The sequence below is a fragment of the Nocardia sp. NPDC003345 genome, from assembly GCF_053589395.1.
In genome coordinates this window covers 1-13,712 of sequence record NZ_JBSFRU010000162.1, presented here as the reverse complement: position 1 = coordinate 13,712, position 13,712 = coordinate 1, and the positions used below count along the sequence as shown (strand labels likewise).

The 13,712-nt window shown below is 70.4% G+C and carries 13 protein-coding genes; 2 read left to right on the top strand and 11 right to left on the bottom strand.

Annotated elements, in window-relative coordinates; all coding sequences use genetic code 11:
- The 5 genes from ACWDU1_RS18485 to steA all read right to left on the bottom strand — a co-directional run.
- Window positions 1-771 (bottom strand): ParA family protein (locus ACWDU1_RS18485; RefSeq protein WP_449999953.1); only part of this gene is annotated, 771 nt, incomplete at its 3' end.
- Window positions 772-925: 154 nt separating this feature from the next.
- The gene (xerD, locus tag ACWDU1_RS18480) at window positions 926-1,870 is read right to left on the bottom strand and encodes a site-specific tyrosine recombinase XerD (protein WP_449999952.1); all 945 of its coding nucleotides are present in this window, start codon (window positions 1,868-1,870) and stop codon (window positions 926-928) included.
- 13 nt (window positions 1,871-1,883) lie between these two features.
- The gene (locus ACWDU1_RS18475; RefSeq protein WP_449999951.1) at window positions 1,884-2,540 is read right to left on the bottom strand and encodes an NUDIX domain-containing protein; all 657 of its coding nucleotides are present in this window, start codon (window positions 2,538-2,540) and stop codon (window positions 1,884-1,886) included.
- Window positions 2,537-4,264: a CTP synthase gene (locus ACWDU1_RS18470; RefSeq protein WP_449999950.1), complete on the bottom strand. Its 1,728-nt coding sequence runs from the start codon at window positions 4,262-4,264 to the stop codon at window positions 2,537-2,539. Before ACWDU1_RS18470 ends, ACWDU1_RS18475 begins: the two co-directional genes overlap by 4 nt.
- Window positions 4,265-4,607: 343 nt before the next feature.
- Entirely contained in the window at window positions 4,608-5,819 is a 1,212-nt protein-coding gene (steA, locus tag ACWDU1_RS18465; protein ID WP_449999948.1) for a putative cytokinetic ring protein SteA, read from the bottom strand.
- A gap of 173 nt (window positions 5,820-5,992) precedes the next feature.
- Here steA and ACWDU1_RS18460 point away from each other — a divergent pair, with 173 nt between their 5' ends.
- Window positions 5,993-6,412, top strand: coding sequence for an SRPBCC family protein (locus ACWDU1_RS18460; protein WP_449999947.1), 420 nt, complete (start codon window positions 5,993-5,995; stop codon window positions 6,410-6,412).
- A 57-nt stretch (window positions 6,413-6,469) separates the two neighbouring features.
- Here ACWDU1_RS18460 and recN read toward each other — a convergent pair whose 3' ends face one another.
- Genes recN through ACWDU1_RS18435 form a run of 5 tightly spaced genes read right to left on the bottom strand, consistent with a single transcriptional unit; the run spans window position 6,470 to window position 11,202 of the window.
- Window positions 6,470-8,242, bottom strand: a complete 1,773-nt coding sequence (gene recN, locus ACWDU1_RS18455; RefSeq protein ID WP_449999945.1) for a DNA repair protein RecN — start codon at window positions 8,240-8,242, stop codon at window positions 6,470-6,472.
- A complete protein-coding gene (locus ACWDU1_RS18450; RefSeq protein ID WP_449999943.1) occupies window positions 8,220-9,194 on the bottom strand; it encodes an NAD kinase in 975 nt (324 codons plus the stop codon). Before ACWDU1_RS18450 ends, recN begins: the two co-directional genes overlap by 23 nt.
- A complete protein-coding gene (locus ACWDU1_RS18445) occupies window positions 9,191-10,012 on the bottom strand; it encodes a TlyA family RNA methyltransferase (RefSeq protein WP_449999942.1) in 822 nt (273 codons plus the stop codon). Before ACWDU1_RS18445 ends, ACWDU1_RS18450 begins: the two co-directional genes overlap by 4 nt.
- Window position 10,013: 1 nt before the next feature.
- Window positions 10,014-10,295, bottom strand: coding sequence for a hypothetical protein (locus ACWDU1_RS18440; RefSeq protein ID WP_449999940.1), 282 nt, complete (start codon window positions 10,293-10,295; stop codon window positions 10,014-10,016).
- A 13-nt stretch (window positions 10,296-10,308) separates the two neighbouring features.
- On the bottom strand, window positions 10,309-11,202 hold the full coding sequence (locus tag ACWDU1_RS18435) for an HAD-IIA family hydrolase (protein WP_449999955.1): 894 nt from the start codon (window positions 11,200-11,202) through the stop codon (window positions 10,309-10,311).
- 166 nt (window positions 11,203-11,368) lie between these two features.
- On the opposite strand from ACWDU1_RS18435, the gene ACWDU1_RS18430 reads away from it, so the two are divergent.
- Window positions 11,369-11,857, top strand: a complete 489-nt coding sequence (locus tag ACWDU1_RS18430) for a GyrI-like domain-containing protein (RefSeq protein WP_449999938.1) — start codon at window positions 11,369-11,371, stop codon at window positions 11,855-11,857.
- Between the two features lie 223 nt (window positions 11,858-12,080).
- Here ACWDU1_RS18430 and ACWDU1_RS18425 read toward each other — a convergent pair whose 3' ends face one another.
- Window positions 12,081-12,962: a tetratricopeptide repeat protein gene (locus ACWDU1_RS18425; protein WP_449999937.1), complete on the bottom strand. Its 882-nt coding sequence runs from the start codon at window positions 12,960-12,962 to the stop codon at window positions 12,081-12,083.
- Window positions 12,963-13,712: the final 750 nt, after the last annotated feature.

Sequence of the window (13,712 nt, the reverse complement as noted above, 5' to 3'; positions counted from 1 at the left end):
CACACGCGCCATCACCTGACGAGAATGCAACAGCCGGGCATCGAACATGGTCACCACGATGCCGTACAGGCTCAACCGCGGATTCAGGCGGTCCCGCACCTTCTCCACGGTGTCGTTGAGCAGCGCCAGCCCGCGCAGCGAGAAGTATTCGCATTCCATCGGGATGATCACGCCGTCCGAGCAGGCCAGCGCGTTCACCGTCAACAAGCCCAGTGAGGGCTGGCAGTCGATCAGAATGTAGTCGTAACGGTCGCGGATGGGCTCCAGCGCCCGCCCGAGCGATTGTTCCCGGCCGACCTCGTTCACCAGCTGGATCTCCGCCGCCGACAGATCGATATTGCTGGGCAGCAGGTCCAGGTTCTCGACCTTGGTCTGCATGAGGACGTCGTCGGCGCTCACCGGCGAGCCGATCAGCAGGTTGTGCACGGTCAGGTCCAGATCGTGATGGGCCACCCCGAGACCCGCCGACAGCGCGCCCTGCGGGTCCAGATCCACGAGCAGCACCCGGCGTCCGTACTCCGCCAGCGCCGCCCCGAGATTGATGGTGGACGTGGTCTTGCCGACGCCGCCCTTCTGATTGCACATCGCCACGATCAGCGCGTTGCCCTCGTGCGACGGTTCCGGCGGATCGGGCACGCTCCGTAGCGGCCGGCCGGTGGGACCCAATGCGGCATCGGCGGGTACGGGTTCGGGGCCCGCGCCCCATACCGACGCGGCGCGATCGTCGTTCTCGGCGCCCCTGGCCGATTCCGGCCCTCCGGCTGTCGTCACGATCCGCTGCTCCTTATACGTTCCTGCCCGTCACCTCGTAGAGCGTAACGAGGCCGATCAAGGCACGGTCTCGCTTTCGCCACGGTCCGGCTCGACCTAGACGCTACCGCCTGTCCCCACTCGAGCACCGTGTGTCTGGACGGCGTGTTGGTGTTTACCGTGCTCGAGGGTGTGCGGTGGCCCAGACCTCGCGCAACGTGCCGACCGTGACGAGGGTGTAGATCTGCGTCGTCGTCACCGAAGCGTGACCCAGCAACTCCTGGACCACCCGCACATCCGCGCCACCGTCCAGCAGATGGGTGGCGAACGAATGCCGCAGGGTGTGCGGTGAGACGGTCGCGGTGATCCCGGCGTGTTCGGCCGCGCGTTGCAGCACCTGCCAGGCGCTCTGCCGCGACAGGCGGCCGGCACGCACATTGAGGAACAGCGCCGCCGCCGAACCCGGGGTCCGGGGGCCGCGGCCGCCGGTCGCCAGGACCGGCCGGCCGCGCACCAGATAGTCGTCCAGTGCGGCGAGGGCCGGGCGGCCGATGGGCACGATCCGTTGTTTGCCGCCCTTGCCGCGCACGACGACCGAGCGGTTCTCGGTGTCGATATCGTCGATATCCAGGCCGATGGTCTCCGAGATGCGCGCCCCGGTCGAATACAGCAGTTCCAGCAGCGCCCGGTCCCGCAGCCCGCGCGCGGCGGCCTCGCCACCGGCCCCGGCCTCCGCGCCGGCGGCGTCCAGCAGCCGCAGCACCTGATCGACCGGTAGCGCCTTGGGCAGGCGCTGACCCACCATCGGCGGTTTCACCGAATGCGCGACATCGGCGCTGATCAGCCCCTCGGCCGCGGCGAACCGGTGCAGGCCGCGCACGGCGATCAGCGCCCGCGCCACCGAACCCGGCGCGAGTGGCGGATGCCGCGGATCACCGCTTCGCAGCGCGACCGCGAACTCCCCGATATCTGCCTCGGTGACCGCCTCCAGCCCGGCGACCCCGCGCCCGGTCAGATACTCCCGGTAACGCCCCAGATCCCGCCGGTACGCGGACAGAGTGCTGCGCGCCGCACCCCGCTCCACTGCCAGATGGTCCAGGAAGACATCGACCTCCCGCACCGTTTCGCCCCGGTCAGTCCGTGGACCGCCGCGCGGCCTGCCGCCGCAGCAGCGCGTCCGGCTGTCCGGGCCACGGCGCGTCGGCCGCGCGCAGCGGCAGCCCCGAGGCGTCCGCGGCATTCAGCGCGAGCAGCCCGGCGACCGCGGTCGCGTTGACGATCTCGCCCGCCAATGCCGCGCGCACGGCTTCGGCGACCGGCATCCGCACCAGTTCCAGATCGGCTTCCTCGTGTTCGGGATCGGGCCGGTGGGTGTCGGTGAGGCCCCGGGCGAGATACACCCGCAGCGCTTCATCGGTGAATCCCGGCGAGAGCGCCACATCCACCAGCACCGACCACTCCCGCGCGGCCAGCCCGGTTTCCTCGGCGAGCTCGCGTTTCGCGGCCTCCAGCGGGTCCTCGCCCGGAATATCGATCAGTCCCGCGGGCAGTTCCAGCAGCCGCTCCCCCAGCGGATGCCGGTACTGCCGGATGAGCACGACCTGCCCGTCGTCGTCGACCGCGACAACCGCCACGGCCCCGTGGTGCTCGACCACCTCCCGCTCCACGACCCGGCCGTCGGGCATCTCCACCCGGTCGACCCGCAACGCGAGAATGGCACCGCTGTAGACGACCCGGCTGTCCACCGTCGGGAAGGCGTGCCTGCCCGGTGCCGGATCGGCCGGGGTCACGACGCGCTCTCGGAGGCGCCGGCCATCTCCTGCTCACCCGGGATGTCCACGGGCAGCCGTTCGGCCAGTTTGTAGCGCAGAGCGGCGGCGATCAGTTCGGCGAACAGCGGATGCGGCCGGGTGGGCCGGCTCTTGAGTTCGGGGTGGGCCTGGGTGCCGACGAAGAAGGGGTGGATATCGGCGGGCAGTTCGACGAACTCCACCAGATGCCCGTCCGGCGAGGTGCCGCTGAACCGCAGCCCGCTGGTGGCGATCTTGTCGCGGTAGGAGTTGTTCACCTCGTACCGGTGCCGGTGCCGTTCGGAGACCTCGGTGCCGTGGTAGGCGCGGGCCACCACCGACCCCTTCTCCAGTACCGCCGGATAGGCGCCGAGCCGCATGGTGCCGCCCAGATCGGCCTCACCGGCCACGGCCTCTTCCTGATCGGCCATGGTGGAGATCACCGGATGTTCGGTATCGGGTTCGAATTCCGCGGAGTTGGCATCGGTCAGCCCCACCGACCGCGCCGCCTCGATCACCATGCACTGCAGCCCGAGGCACAGCCCGAGCAGCGGCAGCTTACGGGTGCGGGCATGCCGGATCGCGCCGACCTTGCCCTCGATACCGCGGATGCCGAACCCGCCGGGAATCAGTACCGCGTCCACATCGCGCAGCGCGGCCTGCGCACCGGCGGGGGTCTCGCAGTCGTCGGACTGCACCCAGCGCAGCTTCACCTTCGCCCGGTGCGCGAACCCACCGGCGCGCAGCGCCTCGGTGACCGACAGATAGGCGTCGGGCAGGTCCACGTATTTGCCGACCAGCGCGACCTCCACCGTTTCCCGGGGTGTGTGCACGCGGTCGAGGAGATCGCCCCAGACGGTCCAGTCGACATCGCGGAACGGCAGCCCGAGTTTGCGCACCACATAGGCGTCGAGGCCCTCACGGTGCAGCACCTTGGGGATGTCGTAGATCGACGGCGCGTCGGGGGTGGAGATGCAGGCGTCCACCTCCACATCGCACATCAGCGCGATCTTGCTCTTCAGCCCGGCCGATACCTCGCGGTCGCAGCGCAGGATCAGCGCGTCGGGCTGGATACCGATACTGCGCAGCGCCGCCACCGAATGCTGGGTGGGTTTGGTCTTGAGCTCACCCGAGGGCGCCAGATAGGGCACCAGGGAGACGTGCAGGAAGAAGACGTTGTCGCGGCCGACATCGTGGCGGATCTGCCGGGCCGCCTCGAGGAAGGGCTGGGATTCGATATCGCCGACCGTGCCGCCGATCTCCGTGATGACCACATCCGGTTCCTGCCCCTGCAGGTCCGGGCCGCGCATCGCCAGGACACGCGCCTTGATCTCATCGGTGATGTGCGGGATCACCTGCACCGTATCGCCGAGGTATTCGCCGCGCCGCTCCTTGGCGATCACCGACGAGTACACCTGACCGGTGGTGACGTTGGCGTCCTTGGACAGATCGCGGTCGAGGAAACGCTCGTAGTGCCCCACGTCGAGGTCGGTCTCGGCGCCGTCCTCGGTGACGAACACCTCTCCGTGCTGGAACGGATTCATGGTGCCGGGATCGACGTTCAAATAGGGGTCGAGCTTCTGCATGGTGACCCGTAGCCCCCGCGCCGTCAGCAACTGACCGAGGCTGGAGGCGGTGAGACCCTTACCGAGCGATGAGGCGACGCCACCACTGACGAAGATGTGTTTGGTGGCTGTCCGCGCCTGAATCCGTGTATGACCCACGGGTCTTCACGGTAACACGAAACCCGCGCGACGATCGACAGCCACCCCCGGTTAACCACCCGATCGCCCACACCCGGGCCGCCACGTCACCGCAATCGCGAGACCGCAACGCCCTCATCCGCACCGATCGCACCACCGGCCACTTCTCTCACACCCGGACGGTCCGGCGCAGCGAGCCGGCCCGCCGCACGCGGCCGGATCCGAGACGCTGAGGAATTGCCCCGCACCGCCCGGGAACGCTCCCCGAACCGCCCGGTGCCATCGCACGATGCCCGTCACCGTTGCGCGCCGCCGCCCACACGCCACACCGGCGCGGCCCCACCCGGGGCAGGTTTGCGGCCACCTACTCCGGTCGCGCCAGCACTTCACGGCCCCATGCCTCGGCGCGGGTCAGCATCTCCTGGGCCTGCGCCAGCACCTCACCACCGTGCCCGGCGGCCAGTACCGCCACGATCACCACCACCAGCGCCGCCAGCACCAGCAGCGAGATGATCGCCCCGGAGACCCGGCTGCGATAGAGCGTGGCCACCGCGGTCGCGTCCATGATCGATTCCCCGACCTTCAGGCGGGTCAGGAAGGTCGCCGGATTGCTGTCGCGGCGGCCCCGGTCGAAGAATTCCTCCAGCGACGCGGCCGCGCCCGCGGTCACGATCAGCGAAGCGCCGTGATGATGGGCCAGCAGCAGCGCCAGATCCGCGGGGGTGCCCGAGCACGGGAAGGTGATCGCCCCGATACCCAGTTCCTTCACCCGCTCCAATCCCTCGGCGCGGCCGGTCAGATCGGCGGGCACGATCAGCTCGGCGCCGGCGGTCAGAGTGCGCGCCGCCAGATCCTCGGGATTGGCGACGATCAGATCCGGTTTGTATCCGGCACGGCGCATCGTTTCCGCTCCGCGTCCCACCCCGACCATGATGGGGCCGTACTCCTTGATGAACGGTTTGAGCTTCTTCAGATCCTCGGCGTGCCCGGGCCCGTCGCCGACCACCACCACCTGCCGGCCGTTGAAGTCCAGATCCGGATCGGGCACGCCGATCCCGTCCATCAGCAATGACGATTCGGCCCGGATGAACTCGAGCGCATCGCCGGCGAACGATTCCAGATGCCCGGCCAGCCCGTTGCGGGCCTCACACATCCGGTCGGCGACCGCCTCCTCGTCGAGTTCCAGGCATTCGACCAGGACCTCCGGTTCCTTGCGGGTGAACCGGCCGGCGTAGACGACCCCGCCCTCGATCCGGATCCGGCTCCCGTCCTTGATCCGCCCGAAGGCGTCGGAGCTCACCGTGTCCAGCAACAGCACACCGTTGGCGACCAGGACCTCGGGGCCGACATTCGGGTAGCGCCCGGAGATCGACGGCGAGGTGTTCACGACCGCGACGACACCGGCGGCCACCAGACGTTCGGCGGTGACCTGATCCAGGTCCATCTCGTCGAGGACAGCGATATCCCCAGGTCCGACTCGCTCGAGTAGCCGCCGGGTATCACGGTCGACCCGGGCGGTCCCGGTCCGGCCGGGCAGCGTCTCGGAATTCTTCGACAGCAGCGCCAGCATCCTCATGCAGCGATGATGTCCGCAAACCCTCAACCCGTGGTGGAGACACGCCGCATTCCAGCGGTGTCCGTCGATGGTTGGGGCAATCGATCGGTTACCGGCTCATCCTGGCGGCGCCCCGGCCCGCGCGCCGGTCGCGCCGTATGCTCCGGGCACAGCTATACGAAGAGGAGAGCTCCATGGCCAGCACCACCGTCGATACCGTCATCGACGCCCCGCGCGCCACCGTGTACCGGCTGTTCGCCGACCGCGAGAGCATCAGCCCGTTTCTCGCGGTGAACGTCACCCTCGTCAAACCGGGCCATACCGAACGCGAGGGCGTCGGCGCCCAGCACAAGCTCGGGCTCGGTCCCGTCGGGATCGTCGAGGAGATCACCGAGCTGGTGCCCGGCGAGCGGATGGAATACAAGGTCGTCAAGGGCGCCCCGGTGAAAAGCCATACCGGCGTGGTCACCTTCGCCGACGAGGGCACCGGCACCCGCGTCGTCTACACCATGACCTCCGAGCCGTCGCTGCCCGTGCCCGGCAAGGCCTTGGAGCTCGGGTTGAAGGGCCTGATCAATCAATTCATCGCCGGGGCCCGCAAAGCCGTCCGCTGATCGTCGCGGGCAGCGGTGGTAGCCGTATCCCGGCCGTCACCGCGCCCGGCGCGGGCCTCAGCCGGCCGCCATCCGCTCCGCGCGGGCGATGTTCAGCAGCTCCCAGGCGTGTGCCCGGCCGGTCTCGGTATCGTCGAGCCCGGCCAGCATCCGTGCGAGTTCCACCACGCGTTCGTCCTGGGTGAGCGCCCGCACGCCCGAGTTCACCGCGCCCTCACCGTCGTCGGATTTGTTCACCACCAGATGGGTGTCGGCGAATGCGGCGACCTGGGCCAGATGGGTCACCACGATCACCTGATGGGTCCGGGCCAGCCGGGCCAGCCGCCGCCCGATCTCCACGGCGGCCCGGCCGCCGACACCGGCGTCGACCTCGTCGAAGACCATGGTCGCGCCGTGCTCGGCGCCCGCCAGCACCACCTCCAGGGCCAGCATCACCCGGGAGAGTTCACCACCGGACGCGCTTTTGCTCAGCGGCAGCGATTGCGCCCCGGAATGCGCGGACAGCCGCAACTCCACCTCGTCGATACCGGCGGGCCCGGCATGGAATTCGGTCCCGTCGATCTCCAGCGGCGCGGAATCCCGGTCGCCGGCGGGCATCGGCCGCACCACCACCTCGAGCCGTGCCTTACCCATCGCGAGCCCGCCCAGTTCCTCGCTCACCGCGGCGGCCAGCGCACCCGCGGCATCGGTCCGCGCCTGCGACAACTTCACCGCCGCGCCGCGCACCCGGTCGGCGCCCGCCTCGGCCTCGGCCCGCAACGCCGCCAGCGCCTCCTCCGAGACATCCAGTGATTCCAGCCGGGTCCGCGCCTCGTCCGCCCATGCGATCACACCGTCGATATCGGGGGCGTATTTGCGGGTCAGCGATTTCAGTTCGGCCTGCCGGGTCAGCATGGACTCCAGCGCCCCGGGATCGGAGGGCAGATCGGACAGGTAACCGCTGAGTTCGGTGGTCAGATCCACCACCACCGCGATCGCGTCGGCCAGCCGCGGCGACAGCGCCGCCAGCGCGGGGTCCTCGGCGGACTCCACCCGGGACCGCGCGACCCCCAGCGCGTCCAGCGCCCCGACACCCTCACCCGGATTGTCGGCGGGGCCCGCGAGCGCCTCGTGCGCCGTCGCGGCCGCTTCCCGCAGCGAATCGAGATCGCTGAGCCGGCGGATCTCGGCCACGAGCCGGTCGTCCTCACCGGGTTCCGGCGCCACGGCGTCGATCTCGGCCAGCGACTGGGTGAGCCGTTCGGCCTCCGCCGCCATCTCCCGGCTACTGGCGGTGCGTTCCAGCAGCGCGGTCCGCGCCGCCAGCCAGGCGCCGCGCTGTTCGGTGTAATCCCGCAGCAGCGGCCCGACCGTCGCGTCCGCGAACTGGTCCAGCGCGTGCAGTTGCTGTTCCGGCCGCTGCAGGCGCAACTGGTCGTTCTGCCCGTGCACCGTGAGCAGCGGCGCGGTGAAGTCGGCCAGTACCGATGCCGGCACACCCCGGCCGCCCAGATGCGCGCGGGAACGACCGTCGCTGCCGACCGTCCGGATCGCGATCACGGTCCCGTCGTCATCGGGTTCGGCGGCCGCCGATTCCAGCACCTGCCCGGCCTCGTCGCGCGCGGCGGGATTCACCTCGTCGAGCGTGAAACGGCCTTCCACGACCGCGCGGGTGGCGCCCAGCCGTACCCGCCCGGCATCGGCTCGCGCTCCGCTCAGCAGATGCAGGCTGGTGACGACCATGGTCTTGCCCGCGCCGGTCTCACCGGTGAGCACGGTGAGCCCTTCGTGGAATTGCGCGGTCGCCGTCGAGATGACGCCGAGTCCGTCAATCCTTATCTCTGTCAGCACGTGTGCCCTCCGTTCGCCGCCGGCCCCGCCAACCCGTCACCGGCAGCTCGAACTTGCGCACCATCCGATCCGCGAACGGCGCGGAATCCAGCCGCACCCACCGCACCGGCTCGGCACCACGGACCGCTTCCACGCGGCCGCCCCGCGGCAACGCGAGGGTGCGCCTGCCATCCAGGAAAACTATCGCATCATGGCCGGTGGCAACGGATTCGACCGCGATCCGCGAATCCGGGCTGGTCACCAGCGGGCGAGCGAACAGCGCGTGCGCGTTACTCGGAATCACCAGCAGTGCTTCCAGTTCCGGCCACACCACAGGACCGCCCGCGGAGAAAGCATACGCCGTGGAACCGGTAGGGGTCGCGACGAGAATGCCGTCGCAGCCGTAGGACGACACCGGACGCCCGTCCACTTCGAGCACCACTTCGAGCACGCCCATCCGGGCGGCGTTCTCGATACTGGCCTCGTTCAACGCCCAGCCGTATTCGATGATCTCGTCGTCGATCCGGACCGAGAGGTCGATCGTCATCCGTTCCTCGACGCGATAATCGCCCCGGACCACCTGCGCGAGTGCCTCGTCCAGATTCTCGGCCTCGGCCTCGGTGAGGAATCCGATCCGGCCCAGGTTGATACCGAGCACCGGAACCGTGACCTGGCGCGCCAGCTCGGCCGCCCGCAGCAGGGTGCCGTCACCGCCGAGCGCCAGCACCATCTCGCAACCGCGCGCCGCCTCCGGTTCGTGCGCCACCACCCGTACCGGATAACCGCCCGGCCCGGTGATCGGCTCGGCGTCGCCGTCGAGGCGGGTGCTGTCGGCCTCGTCGGCCAGCACCCGCAACCCGATCCCGGCCTCCGCGAAGATCTTCGCGACGCGGTGCGCCGTTTCGCTGATCTCGGCGCGGCCCGGGTGGGAGACCAGCAGGATCTCCCCTCGCCGCGATTGCTGCGCACTCATTGCGGGCCCTCCTCGACCGCGCGCCGCACCAGCGCCTCCACCTCGGCGGGATCCCGATTCGCCGGGTCCTCGCGCCGCAGCCACAGGAAGTATTCGACATTTCCGGACGGGCCCGGCAGCGGGCTCGCCACCACACCCCGGGTCCGCAGCCCGAGTTCCGCCGCCGCGGCGGCGACCGCGCATACCGATTCGGCCCGCAACCCCGGATCGCGTACCACGCCGCCGGAACCGACACGATCCTTACCGACCTCGAACTGCGGTTTCACCATCGGCAGCAGATCCGCGCCCGGGGCGGCGCATTCGGCCAGGGCGGGCAGGACCAGCGCCAGGGAGATGAACGACAGATCGGCCACCACCGTGTCCACGGTGCCTCCGATCTCGGCGGGGGTCAGATTCCGGACATTGGTCCGATCGTGTACGCGCACCCGGTCGTCGGACCGCAGCCGCCACACCAGTTGCCCGTAGCCGACATCGGCGGCCACCACCTCGCGGGCGCCACGGCTCAGCAGCACATCGGTGAACCCACCGGTGGACGCTCCGGCATCCAGGCAGCGCCGCCCGGTGATCTCGACCCCCTGCGGTTCGAACACCTCCAGCGCCCCGAGCAGTTTGTGCGCCCCGCGCGAGGCCCAGCCGACCTCGTCCGCCTGCTCCTTGACCAGCAGCGGCGTTCCCGCCTCCACCGCCGTGGCCGCCTTGACCGCGACGGCGCCGTTGATCAGGACCCGTCCGGCCCCGATCAGTTCCACGGCGTGTTCACGCGATCGCGCCAATCCGCGGCGAACCAATTCCGCGTCCACCCGTGCCCTCCTGGCCACCTCAGATCTTGTCCACCGTGGCCAGCGCCCGGACCAGCACCTCATGGGCCTGGTCGAGGATATGGGCACGGCGGGCCAGATCGGCGCCGGCGGTGTCGTCCCCGGACGCACCGGCCGGCGCCGGCGCGGGTCCGAGTTCGGCGAGCAGGTCACGGACTTCGGCGCGGATCCGGTCCGGATCGGCAGGTTCGCCGTGATCGGCCGCTCCGGGCAGATGCCGACCGGGCAACGGTACCGCCGGGCGGGCGCCGGTGGTGTTCTGTCGGGGAGTCGGGGTAGTCATCGTGTCGCCAACGCTATCGGATTTCCGAACGAGGCGCGCGTACCCTCAGCGCCCGGCCGGGGTCGGCCGCCAGTTCCCGGCGTATCGCGTCCATATCCCCGCAGTCGGCCGGTACCGGCTCCCGGTTCAGGGCATCCAGGCTGCCGGCGAGATAGGTGGGCCACTCACCGGCGGACCGTCCCGCGAGTTCGTCGAGTGTGCTCACCCCGGTGAGCACCAGCAATGAGTCCAGTTCCACATTCCGCGCGCCGTCGATATCGGTGTCCAGACGGTCACCCACCACCAGCACCGCCCGGGTTCCGGCGCGGCGCAGCGCATCGTCGAGCAGCGGCGGATACGGTTTGCCCGCGACCACCGGCTCCCGGTCCGAGGCGGCACGCAGCGCCGCGACCATGGCGCCGTTACCGGGCGCCAGCCCGCGCTCGTTCGGCAGGGTCCGGTCGGTATTGGCGGCCACCCAGATCGCCCCGGCCCGCAGGGCGTAGGAGGCCTCGGCAAGATCCGGCCACGCGGTCTGCGGTGAATGCCCCTGAACCACCGCGCCCACCGTCTCGGTGGCCGTGCGGACCGGCCGCAGACCCGCCGTCGCGACCTCGGCCGCGAGATCCTCGGTACCGACCACCAGGACCTCCGTCCCGGGCGCGAGCCGCTCGGCCAGCAACCGGCCTGCGGCCTGCGCGCTGGTCACCACATCGGACTCCCCGGCGGGATACCCCAGTTCGGCGAGGTGGCCGGCCACCGCGGCCGCCGCCCGGCTCGCATTGTTGGTGACGTACACCAGCTGCTGCTTCCCGTCGGTGAGCGCCTCGGGCCCGCCCTCGACGACCACCGGTCCGCGATAGAGCGTTCCGTCCAGATCCAGCAGCAGCGCCTCGTACCCGTCCCGCAACCGCGGCGTCTCACTCACATCCCGCACACCCGGACCCTACGTGCCGCGTCCGACGGCCCCGGCACCCACTCCACACCTGCGCGACCTTCTCACGTCCGCGGCCCGATGAATTCGTGGTCCGGCGGTCGTCGGAATACCAGAACGGCGAAACCCGCGACGACATCGATGAACGGAGCACCCAGCCATGACAGACCACCGGGACCCCACGGCCGAGCCGGTTCTGATCGATACGGCCGAGACACACCTGGCGACAGTCCACGGCCGGATCGCGCCCGCCGGGCTCCCGGACTTCTTCGACAGGTCGTTCGGCCTGCTCCCCGGTGTCATCCTCGGCCAAGGCGCGCAGATCACCGGGCCCGCGCTCTGCCGCTACGGCTCGATGTCCCCGGAGTCGGTGGAGCTCGCCGTGGGATTCCCCGTCGACCGTGCGATCGCCGCGGAGGGTGAAGTGCGAGCGGGCAACCTGCCGGCCGCGCGCACGGCCCGACTCGTGCACTACGGCGCCTTCGACGGTCTCGGTGAGAGCTGGGACAGGCTGCACACCTGGATCGGCGACCGGGACCTCACTCCGGGTGATATCCGGTGGGAGGTCTATCTCACCGAACCCAGCCCGGATATGGATCCGGACGAGCTGCGCACCGAACTCAACTGGACGGTGACGGCACGGGCATAGCCCGCGCCTCGGCACCGCTGTCGAACACGGGAGCGGCACGCGATGCGCCGCGGCGGTCCTGGCGTCCGCCGCGGCCGATTCCGGCCTGATGCCGACGAACAGCGAGTCAGCGGGGCCCGCACCTCGATCCGGCCTTCACACCAGAAACCGGTGACGTCCCGGGCCGGATCGCGGCCCCACCTGCCCAGTAGCGCCCAGCGGTCCGGCGCGCGACAGGCGACGCTCAGACGTCGCCGGTCAATTCGGCGGCCCGTTCCTCGGCGTCCGTTTCGCCGTCGAGGTCCGCGGCCGCGGCGTTGAAGAACCAGGTCAGACCCTCATCGGTCCGGCCAGCGGCGACCAGCGCGTCGGCGTAGGCGTAGAACAGCCGGGCCGGTCCCGAACCCGTACGCGCCGGGTCGAGATCCGAGGTCTGCAGGGTGACGACGGCCTGGTCGTACTGGCCGAGGTCCATGCGCGCTCCGGCGACCACGATCCGCAGTTCGATCGCCTCGTCGCCGGTCAGGGCCCGGCCCTCGTCGCTGCGGCCGATCTCGATGGCCCGTTCCGGCCGGCCCAGCCCGCGTTCGCAATCGGCCATCACGGCCAGCAACCCGGTCCCGCCCGCCATCCGGCGCGCGGCCCGCAGTTCCGAGAGCGCCTCGGCCCATTCCCCGGCATGGTAGGCGACGACACCGGCGGTCTCGCGGACCACAGCGATGCGCCCGGCGCGCTGCCGGGCGGCCCGGGCGTGGGCCAGGGCCAGACGCGGATCGTCGTCGAGCATCTGTGCCGCCATCGCCAGATGGCGCGCGACGGTTTCGGCATTACCTTTGTCGAGGCTCAGGAGATCGCGCCGGATCGAGCCGTCCAGATCGCCGGCCTGGATATCGTCGGGCAGGTCGGGCTCGTCGGGCCGCGGCGGCCGCCGATCCAGGCCACGGGACGCGCCCTCGCCACCCCGGCGGCGCGGGGCATCACCGGAGCGGGCGAAACCACCGCTTCCATTGCCCCCGCCCGGGCCTCGATGCGGAGGACGCTCACCCGTACGCTCCGGACGATCCGGGCGCCCCGAGTCTCCGCGGCCGCCTGCGCCGCGATCCGCACGCTGTCCGCGACCTTCCACACGGCCCGCACCGGCGCCGCGGAAGCCGCCGCGCTCACCGTCGCCGGAGCGGAACCCGCCCTGCGGCCGCTGGTCACCGCGCTCCCGGAATCCACGATCCGGCCTATCGCCGGTCGTCCGGGAATCGCGGCCGCCGAAACCTCCGGACCGGTTGTCCTCTCGTCCCCGCGCCGGATCCGGACGGAACCCACCGCGCTCACCGGGCCTGCCGGCGGTGCGGTCACGGTCCGCACCACGATCGGGCCGACCGCGATCGGGGCGCCGGGAATCATCTCCGGCGTATCCACCTCGCTCGGGCCGGGGACGGTTCCCCTCCGACCGCTGCGGGGCCCGGTCTCCCGTCCCACCTCGAACGTCGTTCCGTTTGCCGCTCTCACGACGGAATCCCCCCGATGCGCCGGCACCTCGCTCGCCACCGGACTCACCGCCGGGACGCCGTGCACCGCCTTCGTCCCCGGTACGCCGGAAGCCGTTCTCCGCTCCGGAAGAATTGCGCCGGAACGGTTTCCGGCCATTGTTCTGTTCCGGCACGGCGGGTCCCTCTCTCGGTAACACGGATGGATCGAAATCGACTGTTCTCGAAATCGGCACGCGATGATCGTCTGTCCACACAAGTTTACGGGTCACGACCCGCGGTGGAGACAATGGTGCCGGAAACGCCTTTGGGGGGCCCACATCGTGGGCCCCCCAAAGGGAATGTATGTTCCGGCGGTGTCCTACTCTCCCACACCCTGTCGAGTGCAGTACCAT